This window comes from Denitrificimonas halotolerans, from assembly GCF_034259425.1.
In the GTDB taxonomy this organism is placed as follows: Bacteria; Pseudomonadota; Gammaproteobacteria; order Pseudomonadales; family Pseudomonadaceae; genus Denitrificimonas; species Denitrificimonas halotolerans.
The window spans coordinates 1-26,299 of sequence record NZ_JAXIVU010000015.1; the positions used below are offsets into that span (position 1 = coordinate 1).

The 26,299-nt window shown below is 45.7% G+C and carries 27 protein-coding genes and 1 pseudogene; 2 read left to right on the plus strand and 26 right to left on the minus strand.

The window, feature by feature from the left end; all coding sequences use genetic code 11:
* Window positions 1-31: 31 nt before the first annotated feature.
* Window positions 32-139, plus strand: a pseudogene (locus TOI97_RS10165) (zinc ribbon domain-containing protein); the annotation flags it as partial.
* A gap of 214 nt (window positions 140-353) precedes the next feature.
* Here the strand turns inward: TOI97_RS10165 and ligA are convergent.
* The 22 genes from ligA to trmJ form a co-directional block, all read right to left on the minus strand.
* Window positions 354-2,711, minus strand: coding sequence for an NAD-dependent DNA ligase LigA (gene ligA, locus TOI97_RS10170; protein WP_321554015.1), 2,358 nt, complete (start codon window positions 2,709-2,711; stop codon window positions 354-356).
* Between the two features lie 64 nt (window positions 2,712-2,775).
* Window positions 2,776-3,579, minus strand: a complete 804-nt coding sequence (zipA, locus tag TOI97_RS10175) for a cell division protein ZipA (protein ID WP_321554016.1) — start codon at window positions 3,577-3,579, stop codon at window positions 2,776-2,778.
* 302 nt (window positions 3,580-3,881) lie between these two features.
* Window positions 3,882-4,676 (minus strand): amidohydrolase, encoded by a 795-nt coding sequence (locus TOI97_RS10180; protein WP_321554017.1) that lies wholly within the window; start codon window positions 4,674-4,676, stop codon window positions 3,882-3,884.
* 200 nt (window positions 4,677-4,876) lie between these two features.
* A complete protein-coding gene (gene der / locus TOI97_RS10185) occupies window positions 4,877-6,340 on the minus strand; it encodes a ribosome biogenesis GTPase Der (protein WP_321554018.1) in 1,464 nt (487 codons plus the stop codon).
* 99 nt (window positions 6,341-6,439) lie between these two features.
* A complete protein-coding gene (gene bamB / locus TOI97_RS10190) occupies window positions 6,440-7,591 on the minus strand; it encodes an outer membrane protein assembly factor BamB (RefSeq protein WP_321554019.1) in 1,152 nt (383 codons plus the stop codon).
* A complete protein-coding gene (locus TOI97_RS10195; protein WP_321554020.1) occupies window positions 7,584-8,228 on the minus strand; it encodes a YfgM family protein in 645 nt (214 codons plus the stop codon). Before TOI97_RS10195 ends, bamB begins: the two co-directional genes overlap by 8 nt.
* Window positions 8,229-8,241: 13 nt before the next feature.
* Window positions 8,242-9,543, minus strand: coding sequence for a histidine--tRNA ligase (gene hisS, locus TOI97_RS10200; protein ID WP_321554021.1), 1,302 nt, complete (start codon window positions 9,541-9,543; stop codon window positions 8,242-8,244).
* 16 nt (window positions 9,544-9,559) lie between these two features.
* On the minus strand, window positions 9,560-10,669 hold the full coding sequence (ispG, locus tag TOI97_RS10205; protein WP_321554022.1) for a flavodoxin-dependent (E)-4-hydroxy-3-methylbut-2-enyl-diphosphate synthase: 1,110 nt from the start codon (window positions 10,667-10,669) through the stop codon (window positions 9,560-9,562).
* Between the two features lie 2 nt (window positions 10,670-10,671).
* A complete protein-coding gene (locus TOI97_RS10210) occupies window positions 10,672-11,655 on the minus strand; it encodes a RodZ family helix-turn-helix domain-containing protein (RefSeq protein WP_321554023.1) in 984 nt (327 codons plus the stop codon).
* Window positions 11,655-12,413, minus strand: a complete 759-nt coding sequence (gene pilW / locus TOI97_RS10215) for a type IV pilus biogenesis/stability protein PilW (RefSeq protein ID WP_321554024.1) — start codon at window positions 12,411-12,413, stop codon at window positions 11,655-11,657. Before pilW ends, TOI97_RS10210 begins: the two co-directional genes overlap by 1 nt.
* Before the next feature lie 35 nt (window positions 12,414-12,448).
* The gene (gene rlmN, locus TOI97_RS10220; RefSeq protein WP_321554025.1) at window positions 12,449-13,561 is read right to left on the minus strand and encodes a 23S rRNA (adenine(2503)-C(2))-methyltransferase RlmN; all 1,113 of its coding nucleotides are present in this window, start codon (window positions 13,559-13,561) and stop codon (window positions 12,449-12,451) included.
* A 31-nt stretch (window positions 13,562-13,592) separates the two neighbouring features.
* Window positions 13,593-14,024, minus strand: coding sequence for a nucleoside-diphosphate kinase (gene ndk, locus TOI97_RS10225; protein ID WP_321554026.1), 432 nt, complete (start codon window positions 14,022-14,024; stop codon window positions 13,593-13,595).
* A 148-nt stretch (window positions 14,025-14,172) separates the two neighbouring features.
* Window positions 14,173-14,373: a Fe-S cluster assembly protein IscX gene (iscX, locus tag TOI97_RS10230; RefSeq protein ID WP_321554027.1), complete on the minus strand. Its 201-nt coding sequence runs from the start codon at window positions 14,371-14,373 to the stop codon at window positions 14,173-14,175.
* Window positions 14,374-14,389: 16 nt separating this feature from the next.
* Window positions 14,390-14,728: an ISC system 2Fe-2S type ferredoxin gene (fdx, locus tag TOI97_RS10235; RefSeq protein WP_321554028.1), complete on the minus strand. Its 339-nt coding sequence runs from the start codon at window positions 14,726-14,728 to the stop codon at window positions 14,390-14,392.
* 5 nt (window positions 14,729-14,733) lie between these two features.
* Window positions 14,734-16,599: a Fe-S protein assembly chaperone HscA gene (hscA, locus tag TOI97_RS10240; RefSeq protein ID WP_321554029.1), complete on the minus strand. Its 1,866-nt coding sequence runs from the start codon at window positions 16,597-16,599 to the stop codon at window positions 14,734-14,736.
* Between the two features lie 41 nt (window positions 16,600-16,640).
* Window positions 16,641-17,177 (minus strand): co-chaperone HscB, encoded by a 537-nt coding sequence (gene hscB, locus TOI97_RS10245; protein ID WP_321554030.1) that lies wholly within the window; start codon window positions 17,175-17,177, stop codon window positions 16,641-16,643.
* Complete coding sequence (gene iscA / locus TOI97_RS10250) at window positions 17,170-17,493, minus strand: iron-sulfur cluster assembly protein IscA (protein ID WP_321554031.1); 324 nt, start codon at window positions 17,491-17,493, stop codon at window positions 17,170-17,172. Before iscA ends, hscB begins: the two co-directional genes overlap by 8 nt.
* Before the next feature lies 1 nt (window position 17,494).
* Window positions 17,495-17,890 (minus strand): Fe-S cluster assembly scaffold IscU, encoded by a 396-nt coding sequence (iscU, locus tag TOI97_RS10255; RefSeq protein ID WP_321554032.1) that lies wholly within the window; start codon window positions 17,888-17,890, stop codon window positions 17,495-17,497.
* A gap of 29 nt (window positions 17,891-17,919) precedes the next feature.
* A complete protein-coding gene (locus TOI97_RS10260) occupies window positions 17,920-19,134 on the minus strand; it encodes an IscS subfamily cysteine desulfurase (RefSeq protein ID WP_321554033.1) in 1,215 nt (404 codons plus the stop codon).
* A gap of 24 nt (window positions 19,135-19,158) precedes the next feature.
* Window positions 19,159-19,629, minus strand: coding sequence for a Fe-S cluster assembly transcriptional regulator IscR (gene iscR / locus TOI97_RS10265; protein ID WP_321554034.1), 471 nt, complete (start codon window positions 19,627-19,629; stop codon window positions 19,159-19,161).
* 127 nt (window positions 19,630-19,756) lie between these two features.
* Window positions 19,757-20,557, minus strand: a complete 801-nt coding sequence (gene cysE / locus TOI97_RS10270; RefSeq protein ID WP_321554035.1) for a serine O-acetyltransferase — start codon at window positions 20,555-20,557, stop codon at window positions 19,757-19,759.
* Window positions 20,550-21,335, minus strand: a complete 786-nt coding sequence (gene trmJ / locus TOI97_RS10275) for a tRNA (cytosine(32)/uridine(32)-2'-O)-methyltransferase TrmJ (protein WP_321554036.1) — start codon at window positions 21,333-21,335, stop codon at window positions 20,550-20,552. The genes cysE and trmJ overlap by 8 nt, the downstream gene beginning before the upstream one ends.
* A 163-nt stretch (window positions 21,336-21,498) precedes the next feature.
* On the opposite strand from trmJ, the gene TOI97_RS10280 reads away from it, so the two are divergent.
* The gene (locus TOI97_RS10280) at window positions 21,499-22,314 is read left to right on the plus strand and encodes an inositol monophosphatase family protein (RefSeq protein ID WP_321554037.1); all 816 of its coding nucleotides are present in this window, start codon (window positions 21,499-21,501) and stop codon (window positions 22,312-22,314) included.
* Window positions 22,315-22,376: 62 nt separating this feature from the next.
* On the opposite strand, the gene TOI97_RS10285 is transcribed toward TOI97_RS10280, so the two are convergent.
* The 4 genes from TOI97_RS10285 to yajC form a co-directional block, all read right to left on the minus strand.
* A complete protein-coding gene (locus TOI97_RS10285) occupies window positions 22,377-22,916 on the minus strand; it encodes a glycine zipper 2TM domain-containing protein (protein ID WP_321554038.1) in 540 nt (179 codons plus the stop codon).
* Window positions 22,917-23,046: 130 nt separating this feature from the next.
* A complete protein-coding gene (gene secF / locus TOI97_RS10290; protein WP_321554039.1) occupies window positions 23,047-23,955 on the minus strand; it encodes a protein translocase subunit SecF in 909 nt (302 codons plus the stop codon).
* An 11-nt stretch (window positions 23,956-23,966) separates the two neighbouring features.
* Window positions 23,967-25,829, minus strand: a complete 1,863-nt coding sequence (secD, locus tag TOI97_RS10295) for a protein translocase subunit SecD (RefSeq protein ID WP_321554040.1) — start codon at window positions 25,827-25,829, stop codon at window positions 23,967-23,969.
* Window positions 25,830-25,956: 127 nt separating this feature from the next.
* Window positions 25,957-26,289: a preprotein translocase subunit YajC gene (gene yajC, locus TOI97_RS10300; RefSeq protein WP_321554041.1), complete on the minus strand. Its 333-nt coding sequence runs from the start codon at window positions 26,287-26,289 to the stop codon at window positions 25,957-25,959.
* Window positions 26,290-26,299: the final 10 nt, after the last annotated feature.

Sequence of the window (26,299 nt, forward strand, 5' to 3'; positions counted from 1 at the left end):
GAAAGGTATCGCAGGACTTGGAATATGAGAATGGACGTGCAGTGGGTGCGGTGTTACCCACTATCGCGATATCAACGCGGCACGTAACATTCTCGCGGTCGGGCATGGTCGTCTAGCAGTAGGAATCCCCGTCCTTTAGGTCGGGGAGGATGTCAAACCGCATAAGTGGTAAGCATCGCTAAAACAATAAAAAAGACGGCCTGGACGGCCGTCTAAACAATATTCCATGGGGAAGGAATATTTTACGCATGAAGTTGTCATCTCGCAGGAGGTAGACGCTTTCGATAGTAACCGAGTAGCTTTCCTAAACAATCCAACGAAAGTCTAATCAGTCAATATATGACTAAATATTTCTAGCCTTCCAACTCAGCTATTTTTTCTAAAAACTCGGCCTCATCCAGCACTGTTATATTGAGTTCTTGTGCCCGTACTAATTTAGAACCAGCATTTGCTCCTGCTACAACACAACTGGTTTTTGCAGAGACTGAACCTGCCACTTTAGCCCCCAACAACTCTAAACGTGTTTTTGCTTGTGTACGTGTTAAAGTCTCTAACGTTCCTGTCAGCACCCAAGTTTGATTAGTTAAAGGGGCTGCCTGCACAGTTTTACTCTGACAAGACCAATGCATACCAAAGTCCAAAAGCTGCTGTTCAAGCTGTAAAGCCTGCTCACGCTGGCCTCCTTGCTGAATAAACCTTTCGACAGCTTGCGCAGCATTTTTGGATATTCGATCTATGCTTGATAATGCTAGCCAGTCAGCAGCGAACACAGCGTCAACACTTTTAAAATGTTCTGCTAAGCGTTGCGCAGTCGTCCGTGCTACGCCTGCGATATTAAACTGTTCAATAAAGCCTGCCAAAGTGGTAAAACCTTGAAACTGCGGTTCAGGCTCACCTTCATCTATAGGCTGTACATTCAGTTCTAACAATTCAGTCAAAACACTTTGATTGTGCTCATCGGAAAAAAAGCTTGCAATCTCATGCGCCACTTCTAGACCAATTTCAGGCAGCCACAATAAAGTTTGCGGATAGGCTTTTCGAATCCGCTGTAAAGAACCCAACGCACGCGCAAGCACTTTAGCTGTTTCCTCGCCCACATCAGGAATCCCCAACGCAAAAATTAAGCGTGCTAAAGTCGGCTCTTTACTCTGCGCAATAGCTGCTAACAAATTGCTCGCAGACACATCGGCAAAGCCATCCAGCTCAATCACTTGCTCATAGGTGAGGCGGTATAAATCTGCTGGGGAGGCAACCAGCTTACGAGTCACCAATTGTTCAATGATTTTTTCGCCTAGACCATCAATATCCATCGCACGACGTGAAACAAAGTGCAGTAATGCTTGCTGCAACTGTGCTTGACAGCTTAAACGGCCCATACAACGCCAAACTGCTCCATCACTCAAGACTTGCTTGCTTTTACTCCGTCGCACCAGCTGAGTACGCTCCACCTTAGCCCCACATACAGGGCACTGAGTTGGAATCTGCACTGGTTGAACATGCTCAGAACGACGTTCCAAGACAACCTGGGTAATTTGCGGGATCACATCACCGGCACGACGAACGATCACTTGATCACCAATCATTACACCTAAACGAGCGACCTCATCCATATTATGCAAGGTCGCATTAGACACCATCACCCCCCCCACATGCACAGGTTTTAAACGTGCAACCGGCGTGACCGCACCAGTGCGTCCAACCTGAAACTCAACATCTAATAGTTCGGTAATTTCTTCTTGTGCTGCATATTTATAAGCAATGGCCCACCGCGGCTCACGGGCCCGAAAGCCTAAACTCTGCTGTTGTATTAAGGCATTGACTTTAAATACTACGCCATCAATATCATATGGTAACTGTGTACGACGCGCACCAATATCTGCATAGTAAGCTAGACAATCTTCAATACTGTCCATTACTTTAAGTTCTGGACTGATGCTGATGCCCCATTCGCGTAAACGTTGTAGGGTTTCACTATGACTCTCCGCCAACCCTTCGGTACTGGTACCATAGCAACAAAACTCTAATGGGCGCGTAGCTGTAATTTTTGCATCCAACTGACGCAGGCTACCGGCTGCAGCATTCCGCGGATTGGCAAAAGGTTTGCTTCCAGCAGCTAAGACACGCTCATTTAAATCCGCGAAGCCTTGCTTAGGCATGTAGACCTCGCCACGCACTTCCAGTAGTTCAGGCCACCCTTTACCCTGCAGTTTCAAAGGCACATTACGTATAGTGCGCACATTTGCTGTAATATCCTCACCCGTTTGTCCATCACCACGAGTAGCAGCGCGGGTTAACACCCCTTGCTCATAACTGATACTAACTGCTAAACCGTCCAGTTTCGGCTCACAACAATATTCAACCTTTGCTACGCTAAACAAATCATCACTTGCTTGCTTCAATGACTGTTCGACGCGCTGAGCAAAATCCAATACCTGCTCAGCAGCAAATGCGTTACCTAAACTCAACATAGGTACTTGGTGCTGCACTTGTTGAAAAGTGTCTAAAGGCTGGCCAGATACACGCCGTGTCGGTGAGTCTGCAGTGATCAGTTCAGGCTGTTGTGTTTCAAGCTCGCGCAGCTCATTGAAGAGTCGATCATACTCACTATCAGGCACAGTGGGAGCATCTAACACATAGTAACTGTAATCATGCTTCTCAATTGCCTCACGCAACTGAAGTATACGTTTAGCTGTACTGTGATTTGAATTCATAGCCTATATCCAAACAAAAAGAGCAGCGTAAGCTGCCCTTTTTAAACAAGACGAATGACAGTCATTATAGTTTCTGAGTTAACTGCTGTCGCTCAAAATCAGAAATCCGTTGGCGATAATGCTCAATAGTCTGCGCAGTTAGAACACTACGATGATCATCTTTTAGGTCACCATCTAGCTCTTTTGCTAATTTACGAGCGGCGGCTATCATTAAGTCAAATGCTTGACGACTGTTGCGCGGGCCTGGCAATCCCATAAAGAAACACACCGCACGAGTACTGAACATATCCATATCATCCAAATCAAAAGTCCCTGGGTTCAGTGCGTTAGCCATGGAGAATAATTTCTCCCCATTACCTGTCATACTTTCATGACGATGAAAAATATCCATGGCACCAAAGCGTAGCCCACTCTCTAAGATACTTTGCAATAAAGCAGGCCCCTTAAATCCTTCTGGGTCACGAGATACCACATGAATGATTAAAATTTCATCGTAATCCCCCATGCCTTTCTCTTCCTCTACAGAACCCTCTATCTCTTCATCGTAAGGGTTCACTAGATCATCAATATCCGGCTCAACGCGATCGACAGTAACATCCTCTACCCTTTTATTTGAGGTAGGAGTATCAGCTTGCAAACCTGACTCAAAGTCACTATTGGCCGTTAAAGAAGGCTCTCGCTTTTCCACTTTGCGTACAGGACCTAAAATCTCAGGGTTTTCCTCTTCAGGTAAGTCAGCCAAGTTACGATCTAACCGAAACTTAAGATTACTTTTATTACCGCTCATACGTCTCCAGCCATCAAATAAAACGGCGACAATGACAATAATGCCGATAACAAATAGCCATTCACGTAGACCGATATCCATAAGATATGTGTACTCCAAAGCAGTTAAATGAAAAAGGGCTTCACAACCCTACACACGTAAACACACTGCAGTTTGATGCAATGTGCTACGCAAAAATATAAATTTTATACTGTCCCACAACACCAACATACACATTTAGTAGAAAAAACTCTAAGCTTGTTTGTGTATTAGCGCTATATTAACAAAGATTTCAACCCAACTTACATGTCATGCTGAATAAATCGACATAACTGAAGCCAATAATGACGCACCTTTAGACACTAAAAATACCTATGTACTCAGTACTAGATTTTTAAAACTCTCTATATCTCGAAAACAAACTCATCAGCATCTAAATAAGCGGGAAAGCGTTGTTTGAATTGTTCCAAAGGTTCAGCTTGTAAACTGCAGTAAAATACACCTTGCTGGTCAGCAGCATGCAGCAATGTTTCACCCATAAAGTCTAATACTTGACTATCCCCAGCATATTGATGGCCTTTATTATCCTGCCCTGTACGATTCACTGCAGCAACGTAACACAAATTCTCAATTGCCCGCGCTGGCAATAAACGGTTCCATGCAGCACGGCGAGCTGCAGGCCAACAGGCCAAGTAAAACAACAGATCCGTATCTTGAGCATCGCGGCTCCATACAGGAAAGCGCAAGTCATAACAAATCAGTGGCCGAATGCGCCAGCCGTTAAGCTCTACTTGCAATTGCTTTTCTCCAGCCGTAAAGCGTTTATGTTCGCCAGCCATGCGAAATAAATGACGCTTATCATAATATTCAAAACTACCATCTGGACGTGCCCAAATTAGCCGGTTGCGATAATCGCCTTCAGCCACCTTCACAATTAAGCTACCACAAAGCACCACATTTAAATCACTTGCATGTTGCAATAGCCACTGAATGGTGATTCCCATTTCCGACTCTGCTTGTGATGCTGAGTCCATCGTAAACCCTGTGTTAAACATCTCGGGTAGTAATACCAAATCAACAGGATTCAGGCTTTTAAATAATTGACTGAAATACTCTAAATTCGCTTGCTTATCATGCCATACCAAAGGACCTTGCAATAAAGCGAGTCGTAAATCAGGTTTTGGAGTTGCATCGGACATTATTATTTTTACTCACTTTCGGCTGTTCAGCCTGCACAAAATGTAACTCGCACCAAGCCTTATTAAGACATTGTGACTAAGACCATGTTGGCAATTCTCTGTAGCAGCGTCAATCAATCCACAAAGTTAATTCTCCCACATAAACTTTATGGTCAAAAAAAAGCCAGATACTGCTCGCAGAATCTGGCTTATGCATCACTTTATTTCTTCTTTTTACGTTTCTCTTGCTTTTTCTTATTAGCAATGAGACGGCGTTTTTTATTCACTTGTCGATCAGTGAGCTTATTTTTTTTACCTTCGTATGGGTTTTCACCACCTTTAAACTCAATACGGATAGGCGTACCTACCAGCTTCAATACACGCCGATAGGTATTCTCTAAATAACGCATATAGCCTTTAGGCACTGAATCAACTTGGTTGCCGTGGATCACAATCAATGGTGGATTCGCACCACCCAAGTGAGCGTAACGCAACTTAATGCGACGACCAGCAATCATTGGCGGTTGATGCTCACGAACTGCATCTTCTAGGATTTGAGTTAAACGATTGGTCGGCCAACGAGTCACAGCTGAAGCAAAAGCATTTTGTACTGATTTATATAAATGCCCAACCCCGGTACCGTGTAAAGCTGAAATAAAATGAATGTCTGCAAAATCAACAAAATACAAGCGTCGCTCAAGTTCTTTTTTTGCGTACTCACGCTCGCTAGGATGCATGCCATCCCATTTATTAAGGGCAATAACAATTGCACGGCCCGACTCTAACGCAAAACCCAGTAAGTTCAAATCATGATCCACCACCCCTTCTCGGGCGTCCATGACAAAAATCACTACGTTAGAATCTTTAATGGCCTGCAAGCTTTTAACGACCGAAAACTTTTCAACATCTTCAGAAATGCGACCACGACGGCGCACACCTGCAGTATCAATTAAAGTGTACTTTTCTTCACCCCGTTCAAAAGGAATATAAATACTGTCTCGCGTCGTACCAGGTTGGTCGTAAACCACTACACGTTCTTCACCGAGCATACGGTTCACTAAGGTAGACTTACCCACATTGGGACGCCCAATAATAGCGATTTTAATCCCGTCTTTTTCATCCGGCCCAGGAATACGCTTAAGCTCTTGCCCTTCCTCAATAGTGGAAAAATCTTCGAGCTCAAATACAGGATCCTTTGGGAATTGACCCAAGGTGAATTCCAACATCGGATTAATACCACGGCCATGAGCTGCTGCAATGGCTACAGAGTCTCCTAACCCCAGAGGACTGAATTCAGCCAATGCAATATTCTCATCAAGATGGTCAACCTTGTTGACTACAACCAATGAAATTTTATTACGCTTACGTAGATGTTCTGCAATCATCTGATCCGCAGGACATAAGCCATCACGCGCATCAACTAAAAACAGCACCACATCCGCTTCTTCAATCGCGAGTAGCGACTGTTCGGCCATTTTGGCATCAATACCTTCCTCGTCACCGGTAATACCACCGGTATCGATCAAAATATAACTGCGACCCTGCCACTGCGCTTCACCATATTGGCGGTCACGCGTTAGACCGGGAATATCGCCTACAATCGCATCGCGGGATTTAGTCAGGCGGTTAAACAACGTCGATTTGCCAACATTTGGTCGGCCCACCAGAGCAATTACGGGAACCATTGGCTCCTCCAGCGATAATTCATAAAACACAAAGGCCGCTGTCGATCTAACGACAGCGGCCAAACGCTTAGCTAGACAGGTCTCTCGCCTACCTAACTCTTACTTAATGGTCAGGGCAACTAACTTGCCACCATTTCCATAAACATACATCCAGCCACCGACGACTAAAGGTTGTACACGTACACCTTTACCATCAACTTTTGTACGGGCCACAAAACGCCCATCAACTTGGCTGAGCACGTGCAAGTAACCCTCTAAATCAGCGACAGCTATGTAACTGGAAAACACCGCGGGAGCCGTTAACTGACGACGCATTAAATCTGTATTACTCCACATCGCCGTTGCTGAACGCTCATCAACACTTTCTATCACGCCATCCGCTAAACTTACATAAGCATTACCATAACCTTCAGCCACGCCCACGTAGCTAGAGGCTTCACGTTGCCAAAGTACTTGGCCACTTTGCGGGTCAAGTCCGGCTAAACGCCCTTGGTAACTGACAACATATAAAACATTACCACTAAGTAGCAAGTCGCCATCAATATCCACCATTCGCTCTAATTCTGTGCGCCCTGTAGGTATAGCAATACGTTGTTCCCACACAGGCAAACCACGCTGGGTATCAATAGCGACAACTTTACCTGTGGACAATCCCGCATAAGCAACATAGTCAGTCACAATAGGAGTGCCACTACCACGTAAAGTCAAAACAGCAGGAGTACTTTCGTAAATCCAACGCTGCTGTCCTGACTGCGCCTCCAAACCAATTAAACGATCATCTTGAGTTTGCACTACAACTACATCACCGTTCGTTACTGGAGCTGATAATACTTCGCTACTCACTTTACTGCGCCAAAGGTCTTCACCTGTAGCGGCATCTAAAGCAATAACATCACCCGCTAGAGTGCCTAACAAAACCATTCCAGATGCTGCGCCTACACCGCCAGAAACGTCTAGTTTGAGCTTACGAGTCCAAAGCGTTTTTCCAGTAAAACGATCCAGAGCCATTACCCGCCCCTTCACATCTGCTGTATAAATCTGGTTACCATCAACTGCTGGAGCTAAGTTATTCCACAACCTACCTTGCCCTGCGCCAACAGACTTACTCCACTCTTTCTTCAGTGAGACTTCAGTGGTTATTTTTTCCAGCGCTTGGGGTTTCAATTCTTTTTTACTGGTGCTGCTGCAACCCACTGCAAACAGCGCTAAAACTAGCACTGCCATATACTTGTACTTTTTCAAGTTAGGCATCCTTTTCACTTAGATTGTCGAGTTTCATCAATAAAGCGCCTGTTGCCGCATCAGAAGCAAGCGACTTTTGCGCTTTTTCATAAGCTGCTCGAGCGTCTGCTGGCCGCTGTAAAGCAACCAATGCATCACCACGCAGCTCTTCACGCGTTGCAGCATAGGCCGGTAACACTTGGGTATCCAATAACTTCAATGCTTTTTCAGCTTTTTTTTGTGCAAGGAATACGCGAGCTAAGCGCTGACGAGCAAGCTCTTCTAGCGTTTCATCAGCCGGCTTATCTAAAATACCTTGCAACTCCAATACTGCATCATCTAACTGGTTACTATCCACCGCCACTTTAGCAGCTAATAATCGTGCATATTGTGTGTAAGCACTGTTAGCCTGAATTTTTTTTAGTTCAGTTAATAACTGTGCAACACGCTGAGAATCCACTTGATCTCTCGGTAACAACGCTACCTCTAGTAACTGCTGATACAACATAGATACTGTTGCACTCTGATTGGCTTGATGCTTTTGCCAAGCCTGCCAACCAAATACTAAGACAAGCGCTAATGCGCCGCCTGCCAGCAGCGGCTTACCGTTGCGCTGCCACCACTCTTTAATCCGCGCAATTTGTTCTTCTTCGCTGTAGTCGCTCACGCTGAAACTCCTATTAGTTCAATGCTGCGTCATCACACAAGTTGTTGCGTAAATGCTCGCTTAATACATCCCAGGCTACCGACTGTTGTTCAGCGTCAGTCCGTAACGGTTTGACTGCAACAGTATTAGACTCTAACTCATTATCACCCAATATTAATGCATATAATGCGCCACTTTTGTCAGCTTTTTTAAACTGGCTTTTAAAGCTACCAGCGCCCGCATTCACCTGTAAGCGCAACTGCGGCAACTCATCTCGTAAGCGTTCAGCCAAATTTAACGCAGCCAATTCACTGGCCTCACCAAAAGCACAAAAATAGACATCCACTTGGCGTGATAATGCTTCAGGAATTTTACCCAAAGTCTCAAGCATTAAAATTAAACGCTCAATCCCCATAGCAAAACCTACTGCAGGTGTTGCACGCCCACCCATTTGTTCGACTAGGCCATCATAACGCCCCCCCGCACATACAGTACCTTGAGCGCCTAATTGATCGGTAACCCACTCAAAAACTGTTTCGCTATAATAATCCAAGCCTCGAACCAGACGTGGGTTGATCACATAGGGAACCCCAGCCGCGTCCAGACGAGCACGTAACCCAGCAAAGTGAGTTTGGGAGTTCTCATCCAAATAGTCCTCCAACTGTGGCGCATCCATTAACAAAGCTTGCGTATCTGGATTTTTACTGTCTAGCACGCGCAAAGGATTACTCAACACGCGGCGTTGGCTGTCCTCATCTAATTCGTCGTAACATCCCTGTAGGTATTCAACCAAAGCCTCACGATACACCGTACGAGTCGCAGAGGTACCTAAGCTGTTAAGCTCTAACTTAACATGCTCACTGATCCCCAATTTCTTCCACAAACGCCATGTTAAAACAATTAATTCAGCATCCACATCTGGTCCTGCTAAATTAAATGTTTCCACACCAATCTGATGAAACTGGCGATAGCGGCCCTTTTGCGGACGCTCATGACGAAACATAGGGCCTTGATACCAAAGTTTTTGCACCTGACCGCCACCAGCCAAACTGTGCTGCATCACTGCCCTAACACAGCTCGCAGTGCCTTCTGGACGTAAAGTTAAAGAATCACCATTACGATCCGCAAAGGTATACATTTCTTTTTCAACAATGTCAGTCACCTCACCAATTGAACGCTTAAACAGTTCGGTAAACTCAACAATAGGCATACGAATTTGACGATAGCCGTAGCCATCCAATAAGTCTGCGACTGTTTTTTCAAAATAACGCCACAGCGGGGTTTGCTCAGGCAAAATATCATTCATGCCACGGATGGCTTGCAATGGTTTACTCACAAAAATTCCTTGATGATTAACCGCGGACAATTAACGCCGCATCTGCTGCGACTTTTTCACTTGCGCGCTTACGGATTAGCGCTTCAAGTTCATCCACCAAATGTTCATTAGTTAGTTTCTGTGCAGGCTTACCGTCGATATAAACAAGGTTCGGTGAACCACCGGTCAAACCCACATGCACTTCTTTTGCTTCGCCTGGACCGTTAACCACACAACCAATCACAGCAACATCCATAGGTACTAATAAGTCCTCTAAGCGCTCTTCAAGTTCATTCATGGTTTTCACCACGTCAAAATTTTGTCGAGAGCAACTTGGGCAAGCAATGAAATTAATACCACGTGAACGAAGTTTCAATGACTTTAAAATATCAAAGCCTACTTTTATTTCTTCCACAGGGTCAGCTGCAAGCGAGACACGAATAGTGTCTCCAATACCTTCAGCCAACAACATACCTAAACCTACTGCAGATTTAACCGTGCCGGAGCGTAACCCACCTGCCTCGGTAATACCTAAATGTAGCGGCTGCTCAATTTCCTTCGCTAACTGACGGTAAGCAGCAACGGCCATAAACACATCTGATGCTTTCACACTGACCTTAAAATCTGCGTAATTTAAACGATCTAGGTGCTCCACATGCCGCAGCGCAGACTCTACTAAAGCCTCGGCTGTAGGCTCTCCATATTTTTTCTGTAAATCTTTTTCTAGAGAGCCTGCATTAACTCCAATACGAATTGGAATACCACGATCACGTGCAGCATCAACCACAGCTTTAACACGCGCTTCATTGCCAATATTACCTGGGTTAATTCGCAAGCAATCAACACCCAACTCAGCAACCCGTAAAGCAATACGGTGATCAAAGTGAATATCGGCCACTAAAGGTGCATGCACCTGTTTTTTAATGCGTCCAAAAGCTTCTGCTGCTTCCATAGTCGGAACAGAAACACGCACAATATCCGCACCAGCCTGTTCTAAACGCAAAATTTGCGCCACAGTCGCTTCGATATTACAGGTATCTGTGTTGGTCATACTTTGCACGCTAATTGGAGCATCCCCACCAACAGCGACAGAACCAACATGAATTTTTCGAGAAATACGACGTTCTATTAAATTTTGCTTATGCATGATTACTCGCCCAACTTAAATCTGGCAGTTGCACCGCGAATTGACGAGCTAAAGTCAACAGGTTCGCCATTATAAATAATACTGACACCTTTGGCATAACCTAAGCGAACATTCAATGGGGGTTGAGCTGTAATAGAAACACTGTCACCCGCACGCTGCAAACCGCTTTTAACCTCTTTACCACTGGCATCAACAATCCGAATCCAACAATCATCTGTAAAGTTCAATTCAACATGCCCCATACCAGACGCCAACTCCAACTCTGGCACAGCATCAACTTCTGATTCACTTTCCACATCAGTACCAGCTACCGCTACAACTGCTTCAGCCTCTGAAAGCAACTCAGTAACTGCACCCTCTACTAATACTGCATTATCTTTAAGCATCGCTTCTTGTGTAGAAGACTTAACAGCCAGTTCAACCATTTCACTGGCATCCTCTGTTCTTGCTATGTTTGCACTAGGCGTTGATGGTACTGTAATTTCGTCTGACTCATCTAAGGTTTGCACATGCAGCGAACCATCTGCGCGCTCGATTTCAACACGTTCAAATGCCGCAATACTATCATCTGTTTTAGAATCCGCCTGACTAAAGGCCTGCCAGCCATAGTAAGCGGCTGTAAAAATAATCAGCAAAATTACAAGCAGGCTAAATTGAAACATGCCACGCGATACTCGACGTGACTCGCCAACACGATCAATGCTTTGAACACTGTGAGTGTCTGCACTTGTACCGATCTGTTGATCAAACTGCTGAGCCATTCGCGCTTCATCTAAACCTAACAGCTTGGCATAGCTGCGAATATAGCCCCGAGAAAAAGTAGTTCCAGGCAAGCGTTCAAACTGGTCACTTTCAATCGATTGCACTGTACTTTCAGTCAGGTGCAGTTTTTTTGCCACATCACTTATGGCCCAACCAGCTGTTAATCGCGCATTGCGCAGGCTGTCACCAACGGTCTCTGGTTGCGCATTTGTTGCTAAGGTCATCACTGCTCCGATTGATACTGTTTATACTCAGCGCTAGCAGGGTACAAGCGTTTTAGCTGCAAACCTAATTCAGTTGCTTGAGTACGATCTTGAAATATTTTTGCGAGGCGCACACCCAACAACAAGCTACGTGCGTTGTGCTCACTTAATCGCGTAAAAGACTCATAATGTTTTTGTGCGAGCACATAGTCTTGACGCTCGTATAATAACAGTGCTGTCTCTAAAAGGGTGCTAGGCTGTTGGGCGTTTAAACGTAAAGAACGCTGAAAGTACTCTAACGCTATTTTTTTATCGTTAAGACGCAACGCTGTCAGCCCTAGATTTTCAAACACACCAGAACGCCCAACATACATGGGATCTTGCGCGGCAGCTTGAAATTTCTGATAAGCACCTGAGAAGTCACCTTGCTCGTACAGAAAACCGCCATAATTATTTAAAATGCGACTATTACGGCTTTCTAATGCTAACGCTTTTTGATAATGCTGCTCAGCTAGCTGCACTTCTAGTTCGCGCTGAAAAACCGCAGCTAAAGCAGCATGGGCATCAGCACTTTTAGGGTCAAGTTCTAAAGCCTTCTGCAACGGTATTTTAGCCTGTTCTGTTAGGCCTTCCTGCAAATAACCAATACCCAACTGAATATAAGCATCCAGGGCTTGGTGCCGGCCGTTTGATGTATGTAGCGGACCACTCGTCGTATTAGACACACAAGCAATGAGCACACTCGACAGCGCCAGTAAAAACCCAACACGAATCAACATGCTCACCCCTCCGAATGACCCAGCAATGGAATCAATTAACCATTGACTTGACGCACAGCGATATAGCGTTCACTACGGCGCGTACGATCTTGCACTTGTCCTACCAACTGACCGCAGGCCGCATCAATATCCTCTCCTCGCGGCATGCGCACAGTGACACTATAACCAGCATGATGCAAAGCGTCCTGGAAGCGACGAATCGCATTATTACTTGGGCGCTCATAACCTGAATGTGGAAAAGGATTAAAAGGAATCAAATTCACCTTACATGGCACATCTCTCAGTAATTCAATCAACTGTTCTGCATGCTCTGGTAAATCATTCACATCTTTCAATAAGGTATACTCAATGGTCAAGTAACGCTTCTCACCTAAACCTGCCATATAGCGTTTACAGGCATCCAACACCACATTCAATGGGTATTTTTTATTAATCGGTACAAGTTTATTACGCAACTCATCATTAGGTGCATGTAAAGATAACGCCAAAGCCACATCAATACGCTCTCCGAGCTTATCAATCATAGGCGCCACACCTGCCGTTGACAGAGTCACTTTACGTTTCGAAATACCATATCCAAAGTCATCTAGCATGACAGTCATAGCATTGACTACATTTTCAAAGTTAAGTAACGGCTCCCCCATACCCATCATCACCACGTTGGTAATGGCTCGGTCAACAGTAGCAGGTATAGAGTTAAATGACTTTGATGCTATCCACACTTGACCAATGATCTCAGCACTGGTGAGATCACTATTAAAACCTTGCTTTCCCGTAGAGCAAAAACTGCAATCTAGAGCACAACCTGCTTGCGATGAAACACACAAAGTGCCACGCGTACCTTGCGGGATATAGACTGTTTCTACACAACTGCCTGAAGCAACACGCACCACCCATTTACGGGTACCATCACTAGAAATATCTTCGCTAACAATTTCCGGACCACGAATTTCGGCACAAGCTGCAAGCTTTTCCTGCAAGGCCTTACTGACATTCGTCATATCTGAAAACTGATCGACACCAAAGTGGTGAATCCATTTCATCACTTGGTCAGCACGAAACTTCTTCTCACCAATAGAGGCAAAGAACTCAATCAGCTGCTCGCGCGTTAAACCAAGTAAATTAACTTTTTCAGCTATAGTCGTCATGGATTCACCTTTTTTCAAAACCTACCCACGATTAACGGATACGGTCACACACTTCAGTTGCTGCAAAGAAGTATGAAATTTCACGCGCAGCCGCAGCTTCTGAATCAGAGCCGTGCACAGCGTTTTCATCAATAGAAACAGCAAAGTCCGCACGAATTGTACCTGCCTCTGCTTCTTTAGGGTTGGTCGCCCCCATCAGCTCACGATTTAAAGCAATAGCGTTCTCACCTTCTAAAACCTGAACAATTACAGGTCCTGAAGTCATAAAGCTTACGAGATCTTTAAAGAAAGGACGCTCTTTGTGCTCAGCATAGAAACCACCCGCCTCGCGCTCTGACAGCTGTACCATTTTAGAGGCAACAATACGCAAACCTGCTTTTTCAAAACGTGAAGTGATTTCACCGACAACGTTTTTAGCAACGGCATCAGGCTTAATGATAGAGAATGTACGTTGAACAGCCATATGGAACTCCTAGTGAATATTAAGTGTTTAAAAGAACTAAACCCGCGAATTATACGCGGGTTTAAAAGAAATGCGTAGCCAATCACAGCAAGAGTGCCACTGACCTGCATTATTGTATTGCAATAAATGACACAGAACGACTTTATACTCAGTCTAGCTCTTCGATCCACGCAGCTTGAATTGCCTCTAGAATTTTTTCACCACTGCGCTCTGGATCATCATCGAAATCCTCTAGGTCCAACACCAACTGGCGCAACTTAACAAAGTTTATATAGCGCGGATCGATATCTTCGTGCTTATCACTCAGCTGAATGCCAATTTCCTGCACATCTACCCATTTCAATTTCATAATGAACTCCTTTCCGCTACTGGCGCTCAGAGACTTGGTTAATGGTGTACTTTGGAATCTCTACTGTAAGATCGGTATCTTTAACTACAGCCTGACATGATAGACGTGAATCAGGTTCTAGCCCCCATGCTTTATCAAGCATATCGTCTTCAAGATCATCAGACTCATCCATCGAACCAAAACCCTCACGCACAATCACGTGACAAGTAGTGCATGCACATGACATTTCGCAGGCATGCTCAATTTCAATACCATTACGCAATGCTGCATCAATAATGGTTTCACCAGGGGTTGCTTCAACGACCGCACCTTCTGGACAAAGCTCTTCATGAGGCAAAAAGATAATTTGCGGCATTGGGATTAACCCTCCATTTCATCTAATTGTCGCCCAGCCAGTGCAGCTTTCACTGTAGCATCAAGGCGACGTGTAGCAAACTCATTGGTTGCATGATTAAGCTGTTGAATATGGCGTGCAATAGCGTTTACATCATCACCATGACGCACACTTTCTAAAGCTTCCATTGAGGCAGCAATATCAGAACGCTCCTTCGCACTCAATAAGGCCTCTGCATCGACTTCTAACGCAGTGCGTACAGTCTCTAATAAACGCTCTGCATCAACACGTTGTTCTTGTAATGCACGCGCTTGTTTATCACGAGCCGCATTTTCAAAGGACTCTTTAAGCATGCCGCTAATTTCAGTATCCGTTAAGCCATATGACGGCTTAACTTGAATACTTGCTTCGACACCACTACCAAGCTCTTTAGCTGTTACGCCAAGCAAACCGTCAGCATCCACTTGAAAGGTCACACGAATTTTCGCTGCACCCGCCACCATTGGCGGAATACCGCGCAACTCAAAACGCGCCAAAGAACGGCAGTCACTCACCAACTCGCGCTCACCCTGCAAAACATGAATGACCATCGCTGTCTGACCATCACGCGCAGTGGTAAAATCCTGCGCACGAGTCACAGGAATCGTAGTGTTACGTGGAATAATTTTCTCCACCAAATCCCCCATGGTTTCTAAACCAAGGGACAAAGGTGTCACATCCAACAGCAGCAATTCATCGCCATCACGCTTGTTGCCAACTAGAGTATCAGCCTGAATCGCAGCACCAATAGCCACCACTTGATCAGGATCAATATCTGTCATAGGTGTGCAGTCAAACAACTCTCCCACTCGGGTACGCACCAAAGGTACGCGAGTCGATCCCCCAACCATGACTACAGATTCGATTTCATCTAACTCAACATCGGAGTCACGCAGGGCTCGACGGCAAGCGCGCAAACTACGCTGCACTAAAGGCTCAATCAACTCATTAAAAGCATCACGAGTTAACACTCCTTGCCAGTCACCATATTTAACGTCCACGTTTTCTTGTGCCGTCAAAGCCTCTTTCGCCGCACAAGCTACTTCTAACAAATCTCGCTGCTCACTTGGCGACAGGTCACTGGATATAGCGGCCTGAGTGATCACCCAATTCGCAACCACATGATCAAAATCATCTCCGCCAAGTGCGCTATCTCCGCCCGTGGCTAAAACCTCAAAAACACCACCACTTAAGCGCAAAATAGACACATCAAAGGTACCACCACCTAAATCATAGATAGCTACCACACCTTCGGCTTTCTGATCTAAACCATAGGCCACTGCTGCTGCTGTGGGCTCGTTGAGCAAGCGCAAAACATTTAAGCCCGCTAAACGAGCAGCATCTTTAGTCGCTTGGCGCTGTGCATCATCAAAGTAAGCGGGCACTGTGATCACCACACCAACCAACTCCCCCCCTAAAGCAGCCTCACCACGTTGACGCAGCTCTTGCAAAATATGGGCGGAGACTTCCACAGGGCTTTTCGGCCCTTGTACCGTTTCAATAAACGGCATGTGCGACTTACCCGCCTGAAAATGGTACGGCAACTGCTCACCAAGCTGCTGAACATCAGCCAATCCGCGCCCCATTAAGCGCTTTACGGATAAAATGCAATTATAGGGATCACTGGCAGCTGCTTCACGAGCAGCCCCCCCCACTTCAACCCGACCATCCGCGTGATAGCGCACAGCTGACGACAGTGCAATACATCCATTTTCATCTGCCAAGGCTTCAGCAATACCGCTGCGCACGGTTGCCACTAATGAGTTTGTAGTCCCTAAATCAATCCCTACGGCGCGACGGTGCTGATGCGGCAAGGGGCTTTGTCCAGGTTCGGCAATCTGTAGTAAGGCCATACGAATCTTTAATCTGACAGCTCGCTGATGCGAGCTTTGGGTTAATCGTCTAAGCGCTCTTCTAACTGACGCACTTCATAAAACATCTTGTCTAAGAACTGCATACGTCGCGCTAGGCGCTCGGCTTGAATGCGCTGCTCTGAATCATGCACACACTCTGCAAAAGCGATATCAATAGCCTGCCGCGCTTGCTTAAGCTCACGCACAAAACTATCGATAGCAGCAAAATCAGCTTGATCTTGAAGTGTTTCCAGCTGCTCCCGCCATTCCATTTGCTGAAATAAAAACTCACCATCTTGAATCGTAGTTTCTTCAGGCAGCTCAGCCTGTTGGCGCAGTAGATATAATGCACGCTGCGTTGGCGACTTTAACGTCTGATAAGCATCATTGAGTCGTGCCGCATGCTCTACAGCCTCACGCTGCTGAGCAGCAGATTCACTCGCAAAACGATCAGGATGCACATCTTTAGCCAGCTCTCGGTACGTTGCAGCCAAAGCTTTACTGTCAATCAGAAAACTCGGCTGCAATCCGAACATAGCAAAATAGTCTACTTGTCCTGCATTCGCTGAATTAGACATTAAAACTCTCGCCGCAGCCGCACTCACCACTCACATTTGGATTGGTGAATTTAAACCCTTCATTGATACCTTCACGAACAAAGTCCAATTCAGTGCCATCAATGTACGCTAGGCTCTTAGGGTCAACGACAATTTTCATGCCATGGCTTTCGAACACTTCGTCACCATCCTGCAGCTCATCAACAAACTCAAGCACATATGCCATACCTGAGCAGCCCGTGGTACGCACGCCAAGACGGATGCCTTCGCCGCGACCACGATTCTCAAGTGAGCGCCGCACATGATTAGCTGCGGCTTCTGTTAAGCTGATTGCCATATCAAACCTCTTTGATTAAGCCTTTCTTTTGCTTGTAATCATTGACCGCAGCTTTAATTGCATCTTCTGCTAAAACTGAACAGTGAATTTTCACTGGTGGTAGGGCCAACTCTTCAGCAATAGTGGTGTTTTTGATCTGCTCTGCCTCCTCAATGCTCTTACCTTTCATCCACTCGGTTGCAAGTGAACTAGAAGCAATAGCAGAACCACAGCCATAAGTTTTAAATTTCGCATCTTGAATGATGCCATCGTCACCAACCTGGATTTGAAGACGCATTACGTCACCACAGGCTGGTGCTCCAACCATGCCAGTGCCAACGTTATCTGCATCAGCATCCATTTTGCCAACGTTACGCGGATTCTCGTAGTGGTCTAAGACCTTGTCACTATATGCCATGATGGTATTCCTTCTTTAACGGGCAAAAATTAATGTTCTTGCCACTCAACTTTAGAGAGATCAACGCCGTCTTTGTGCATATCCCACAGCGGTGATAATTCACGTAGGCGCTCTACTGCTTCACGGATTTGTCCTGCAGCATGATCAACCTCTTCTTCGGTCGTAAAACGCCCGAAAGTAAAACGAATTGAACTGTGTGCCAGTTCATCACTGCGCCCTAAAGCACGCAGCACATAAGATGGCTCAAGCGAAGCAGAAGTACAGGCTGAACCTGAAGATACTGCCATATCCTTAAGCGCCATAATCAGTGACTCACCCTCAACAAAATTGAAACTGAGGTTCAAGTTATGCGGCACGCGTTGGGTAGCACTACCATTAAGATAAAGCTCCTCCATATCACGCACTTTGTCGTAAAAACGCTGGCTTAATTTAGCAATACGCTTATTGCTTTCTTCCATTTCGAGACGAGCTAACTCAAAGGCTTCTCCCATACCTACAATTTGGTGCGTTGCTAGCGTACCAGAACGCATACCACGCTCATGTCCACCACCATGCATTTGCGCCTCAAGACGCACACGTGGTTTGCGGCGCACATACAGCGCCCCCATACCTTTTGGACCATAAGCTTTGTGTGCAGAGAAAGACATTAAATCAACCTTCATTTCTTTCAGGTCAATTTTTACCTTGTCTGCTGACTGTGCCGCATCGACGTGGAACAAGACCCCTTTAGAACGCGTCAACTCACCAATAGCAGCGATATCATTAATAGTGCCGATCTCATTATTTACATGCATCACCGATACTAAAATTGTATCTTCGCGCAAAGCTTCAGCAACTTGCTCAACAGTGATCAATCCGTCTTCAGTTGGATCCAAGTAGGTCACCTCGTAACCTTCGCGCTCCAACTGACGAGCCGTATCCAACACTGCCTTATGCTCAAGCTTGGAAGTAATAATATGGTTGCCACGACTCTTATAAAAATGCGCAACACCTTTAATTGCAAGGTTATCTGATTCTGTCGCACCTGATGTCCAGACAATTTCACGCGGATCAGCATTAACTAACTCAGCAACCTGGCGACGCGCATTTTCAATCGCCTCTTCTGCTCGCCAACCATACACATGAGAGCGCGATGCAGCATTACCAAAGTTACCTTCTAAGGTCAGGCACTCCATCATTTTCTTCGCTACACGCGGATCAACCGGTGTTGTTGCTGAATAATCCAGATAAATCGGCAGTTTCATGTAAATCTCCTAACGGTCTGCGCCTTACTCAACAAAAGACGCATGAATTTTATTTGCTACGCGCTGATTCTGACGCTGTGCAACAATTTGAATTTCTTGACGCGCAACCAAATCCGCCAAGCTGATGCCACTTAAAAAATCATGTATTTGCTTACTTAAATCACACCATAAACGGTGGGTTAAACACTCATCACCACCTTGACAGTCACCAACACCTTGGCAGCGCGTAGCATCAACAGACTCATCTACGGCGTCTATAACCTGAACAATTTGGATCGCACTCGGCTCACGCGCCAATTGGTAGCCACCGCCAGGCCCTCGCACACTACTAACCAAGTCACAACGACGCAACTTAGCGAACAACTGCTCCAAATAAGACAAAGATATCCCCTGCCTTTCAGAAACATCAGCAAGCGGCACAGGTGCCTTCTGCGCATTCAACGCCAAGTCAAGCATAGCTGTTACGGCATAGCGGCCCTTAGTTGTCAGTCGCATAAAATAATACCGCTGTAAGTAAATATCAGGTGCCCATTATGCTATAACCCACTAAAAAGGTCAACTATTAGCCTGATTAAAACACTCAAGTATAGTTTGACTCATCTCCTTAACAAGACTCCTCATACTATTTATCCACCGACTTATCTATCTCGCCCACTGAAAAGTCCTCTACAGGCTCCGAACACGGGAAAGCAAAATCAGGCAAGTCAGGCAATTTTTCACCCTTATAATCACTACCCAGCTTATTCATAGCCTCACACATCCCTTCAAGTCTACTTTCAACCGCTTCCAAGTGATCTAAAATCTGACCAATAGAGCGCGCAACTGGGTCAGGCATATCTTCACTCATACCATAAGCATCAAAACCAAAACGTTTAGCAATCTCTTGCCGCTTTGCCTCAACCTCATCACTAGGCTTCACAATAATACGACCCGGTATACCAACAGCAGTTGCACCTGCTGGAACCGCCTTAGTGACTACAGCATTTGAGCCGATCTTAGCACCAGCACCTACGGTAAAAGGGCCAAGAACCTTGGCGCCAGCACCCACTACTACCCCATCTTCCAAGGTTGGATGACGCTTACCTTTATTCCAACTAGTACCACCTAAAGTCACACCTTGGTACAGCGTTACATCATCACCAAGCTCCGCAGTTTCACCAATCACAATACCAACACCATGATCTATAAAAAAACGACGCCCAATCTTTGCTCCTGGGTGTATTTCAATGCCAGTAAACCAACGCCCAAAGTTAGAAATCATCCGAGCCAACCACTTCCAGTTGCGCACCCACAACCCATGCGCCAATCTGTGCAACCAAACTGCATGCAACCCTGGGTAGCAAGTTAAAACTTCAAAAGCATTACGCGCCGCTGGGTCACGATGGAATACACTTTGAATATCTTCACGAATACCTTTAAACATGTTCACCTCGACGCTGGATAACTTTACCGCGCGCTGCCTTTTGAGTTTCCGTCAAAATACCACGCAAAATATTTACTTCTGATTTTTTCAACTGACTGCGACCATAAACACGGCGTAACCGAGCCATTAAGTGCCTTGGTTTTTCCGGATCCAAAAACTCGATATCAATCAAAGTCTGCTGCAAATGCTCATAAAACAACTCTAGCGACTCATGAGTTGCGGGCGCTGAACCTAGCATACCAGTAGCCTCTACCTCTGGCATATGAGTCGGCTGCTCAGTCTCTTTCAGCCATGCCATGCGCATTTCGTAAGTCAACACTTGCACAGCTGTCGCCAAATTCAAAGAGCTAAATTCCGGATCCGCTGGAATATGAATATGATATTGACAGCGCTGCAACTCTGTATTAGTCAACCCCGCATACTCACGACCAAAAACCAAAGCCACCTCAGCCTCGTGATCAGCCTGCCACACTTGCAAGCACTTTTGCGCTGCTTCTCGCGGATCCAACAATGGCCAAGGAATACGTCGATCACGTGCACTAGTACCTAACACTACACTGCACCCCTGCAAAGCCTCTTCCAAAGTCGCCACCACTTGCGCATTTTCTAAAATATCATCTGCACCTGCCGCTCGCGCACTAGCATCATTGTGCGGATATTTCTTCGGATCCACCAAAAATAGGGATGTCAGCCCCATATTTTTCATCGCTCGGGCAGCACCACCAATATTACCTGGGTGACTGGTGTTGACTAAAACCACGCGAATTTTTTCCAGCACAAGGCTCTCCAATGTTCTGTTATTCAAGGATAAATATTGTAAAGCAGACAAGCTTACCGAAGCCCCCGCTATCACGCTACGAAAAAGTATCTAGCAAGCAACACTTAGCGCTTTCTTTCTGTTAGAATCGGCATTCCTCTTTAACAACATCCGGTGACTTTTCATGCAGCCAATGCTGAATATCGCGCTGCGCGCTGCGCGTGGCGCGGGCGAATTAATTATGCGCTCAATTGAACGCTTAGATACAATCTCGGTTAGTGAGAAAGACGCAAAAGACTACGTCACCGAGATTGACCGCGCTGCCGAGCAACATATTATTCATGCCATCCTTAAGGCCCACCCTAACCACGGTATCAATGCCGAAGAAAGCGGGCGTATAGCAGGAAAAGATGAAGGTGCTGACTACGAGTGGATTATTGACCCTCTAGACGGCACAACGAACTTTATCCGCGGTGTCCCACATTTTGCTGTCAGTATCGCCTGCAAATATCGTGGCCGCCTTGAGCACGCTGTGATTGTTGACCCGGTGCGCCAAGAAGAATTTACTGCTAGCCGTGGTAGTGGCGCCGCATTTAATGGTCGTCGCATGCGTGTTAGTAAGCGCAAATCGTTAGACAATGCTCTACTCGGAACGGGCTTCCCCTTCCGTGAAGGGCAGCTAGAGCACATAGACAATTATATGTCGATGTTTAAAGACTTAGCTGCGCAAACCGCGGGCATCCGTCGCGCTGGTGCAGCCAGCTTAGATTTAGCCTACGTCGCATGTGGCCGCTACGATGCATTCTGGGAGTACGGTCTTTCCGAATGGGATATGGCTGCTGGGGCACTGCTGATTCAAGAAGCGGGCGGCTTAGTCAGCGATTTCAATGGTGGCCATGATTATTTAGATCGTGGTCATATTGTTGCTGGTGGCCCAAAGTGCTTTAAAGCAGTACTTACCACAATCCGCCCCTTTGTTCCAAACAGCTTTAAATTTTGAATCACGATTAAGATATAAAAAGCGTCTTAAAAGGCGCTTTTTATATCTACAGTATGGGCAATTTAACGAATAACTTTACTGATAACCACTCGACCTTGATCATCCAACTCTAAACGACGCCCTGGGTCTTCATCCATACGCACTGTACGCACCTTACCGTCCAGTTCATAACTTACATCGTACCCAGCATTTTTTTCACTGATATCATATTCTGTTCTGCAACGCTGTTCCGTCGTCGTATATGTATTGTTTTGCTGCAAATGCTCTTGCGTCTTATTACCAGCATAACCACCACCAACAGCCCCCGCTACCGTAGCAATTTTTTTACCATTACCACCTCCCACCTGATTACCCAGCAGACCACCCACTACCGCTCCTACCGCACTACCTACAATACGATTTTCATCTTTAATTGGCTTACGCTTAGTGACCGTTACTTCACGGCATTCTTGGCGTGGAGTTTTAATTGTCTCCTTAACTGCTTTAACCGCCACCACTTCAGCATAGCTTGGGCCACTCATCAAATTATAAGTCGCATAAGCACCGCCTGCAGTAACGGCAACCGCACCCAACACACCACCAATCAACATTGATTTATTCATTCTATTTCTCTTATATTTTATTGAATCGTAACGTCTTAGAAACAAAAAACCCGTACAAGTTCACACACTTGCACGGGTTCAACTATCTCAGCGCTAAAGTTTAAAGAAAAACTTCTGCACACCTTAAGCCCTAAGGCATTTCGTCTATTTCTTCAGTGCTCACCGGTGGAATTAAATCCTCCACCGTTAGCTTCTGCCAAATAAGCATAATGCTAGACATATAGATTGAAGAATACGTCCCCACAATAATTCCAATAAATAAAGCTAAAGCAAACCCCCACAAGTTATCTCCACCAAAGAGCAATAACGAACCTACTGCTAACAAAGTAGAAATTGAGGTTGCCAAAGTGCGCATCAGAGTCTGCGTAGTAGAAATATTGATGTTATCGATGAGCGAGGTATTACGCAAAAAACGAAAATTTTCACGGATCCGATCATACAAGACAATGGTATCGTTGAGTGAGTAACCAATAATTGCCAAAATAGCAGCCAATACAGTCAAGTCGAAGGTCAACTGAAAGTATGCGAACACACCTAAAGTAACAACCACGTCATGAAATAAACTAACAATGGCACCTAACCCAAACTTCCACTGAAAACGGAAACCTAAATATACCATGACCCCAGCTAGAGCTAATAGCATCCCTAGCCCGCCCTGATCACGAAGCTCCTCACCAACCGCTGGACCGACGAACTCTACACGTTTTACCGTCACTTGACTGACTGCATCTTGACGCAACACATCAGCTACTTTATTACCCAACTCCGGATCATCACCTGGCATACGGACAAGCACATCATTAATGGCACCAAAGCTTTGTACAACAGCATCAGGATAACCACCATTTTGTAACTGATCACGAATTTTATTTAAATTTGCACCTTGCTCATAGTTCAATTCAATGAGCGTTCCCCCAGTGAAGTCCAACCCCCAATTCAACCCTTTAGTGGCGATGGAAGCAAGCGCAGCTACAGTCATGACCAGAGTCAGGGCAATCGCAAGTTTACGTACACCCATAAAGTTAATTACACGTTTCATACTTGCCATCCTTAAATCCACAGCTTCTTGACGTCACGGCCACCATAAATCAGGTTAACCATGGCACGTGTCACCATAATTGCAGTGAACATTGAGGTAATGATCCCTAACGACAAGGTCACCGCAAAGCCTTTAATTGGACCGGTTCCCATTGCAAAGAGAATCGCACCTACCAAAAGCGTTGTCAGGTTACCGTCAATAATCGCAGAATAAGCTTTATCGAAACCTTCGTGAATCGCACGCTGTGGAGACATTCCATTAGCAATTTCCTCGCGAATACGCGAGAAAATCAGCACGTTTGCATCAACTGCCATCCCCATAGTCAGAACAATACCGGCAATACCCGGCAAAGTTAAGGTTGCCCCTAACAATGACATCATTGCTAACAAGTTGACCATGTTCAGGCTCAAGGCAATTACCGCTAACAAACCAAATGCCTTGTAAATTAAGACAATGAAAATAGCGACAAACAAAAAGCCCCATAATGCAGCCTGAACCCCTAGCTGAATGTTTTCAGCACCCAAACTTGGACCAATAGTGCGCTCTTCAGCAAAGTACATGGGTGCAGCCAAACCACCAGCACGCAACAATAATGCCAACTCCGATGATTCACCTTGACCATCTAACCCCGTAATACGGAACTGACTACCTAAGGCCGACTGAATGGTCGCCAAGCTGATCACTCGCTTCTCTTCTTTAAAGCTTTGTACCGCAACTTCTTTTTCTTCGCCATCAACCATCTGTCGCACATAACGCGTCATTGGGCGTTGCTCGATAAAGATTACTGCCATACTTCGACCAATATCATTCCGTGTGGCGCGATTCATCAGCTCACCACCATGGCCATCCAGACGGATATTAACCTGTGGGCGACCATTCTCATCGAAGCTAGCCTGTGCATCTGTAACCTGGTCACCTGTAATAATAACGCTACGCTCTAACGCCACCGGTGGGCGACCTTCCTCACGAAACTCGTACATTTCAACAGCAGCTCGTGGCGCATCTAAGGGAGCTGCTAAGCGAAATTCTAAGTTCGCTGTTTTCCCCAGAATACGCTTAGCTTCAGCAGTGTCTTGCACCCCCGGCAACTCAACCACAATACGGTTAGCACCTTGGCGCTGCACTAACGGCTCAGCGACACCCAACTCATTCACGCGATTACGTACTGTGGTTAAGTTTTGCTTAATCGAGTACTCCCGTATCTCAGTGACTTTAGCCGGTAACAAAGTCAATTGTAGCACTGGCTTACCATTGCGCTCTGTCGTTACCATTTCAAAATCAACAAAATCTTTGCGAATCAAAGTACGGGCTTTATTTAGGGTTGCATCATCTTCAAAGCCCAACTGAAAACCATTATTAATTGCAGGCAAACTCCGATAGCGCACACGCTCTTTACGTAAAATAGCTTTAATTTCACTATCCTGCACTTTAATACGTGCAGAAATAGCCTTTTCCATGTCTACTTCAAGCAAGAAGTGCACACCACCAGACAGGTCAAGTCCTAACTTCATTGGACTGGCCCCAAGAGCACGCAACCACTGCGGTGTCGTTGCAGCTAAATTAAGAGCAACAACGTACTCATCACCTAAAACTTTACGCACGACATCTTTAGCTGGTAACTGATCATCACGACGCTTAAGGCGCAATAAACCACCCCGCGCTTCTAAAGCAGCACTTTTAACATCAATACCAGCTTTTTCCAGAGCAGCCGTCGCACGATTTAGGTCGGCTTGTTCAATCTGTAATGCACTACTCGCACCCGTTATTTGAATCGCTGGATCATCCGGAAACAAATTAGGTGCTGAGTAAATAAAACTGATGGATAGAATCACCGCAATCAGCAGATACTTCCATAAAGGATACTTGTTGAGCATGACACCGCCCGCTTATATGACTGAGCTGCAGCTCAGTCGAAACTAATCGAATATAACGCAAATCGGGCAGCGCACCCATAAGCTTTTCATGCACAACTTATAGGTACAACCGCCCAACAAAAACCACTTAAATTGCTTTTAAAGTGCCTTTTGGTAATGCTGCTACAACAGCACTTTTTTGAACTTTTAACTCAACAGTATCAGAAGCCTGAATCACTAAAAAATCATCAGTTACCTTGGTGACCTTTCCTGCTATACCACCACTGGTTACTACTTCATCACCTTTCTGCAAGCCACTCACTAAATTACGGTGTTCCTTGGCACGCTTAGCCTGCGGACGCCAAATCATCAGGTAGAAAATTACCAAGAAACCAGCCAACAAAATAAACTGCATATACTCCCCCCCAGGAGGTGCGCCAGCAGCAGTGTCAGCATAAGCAGCAGAAATAAAGAAATCCATGTACAACTCC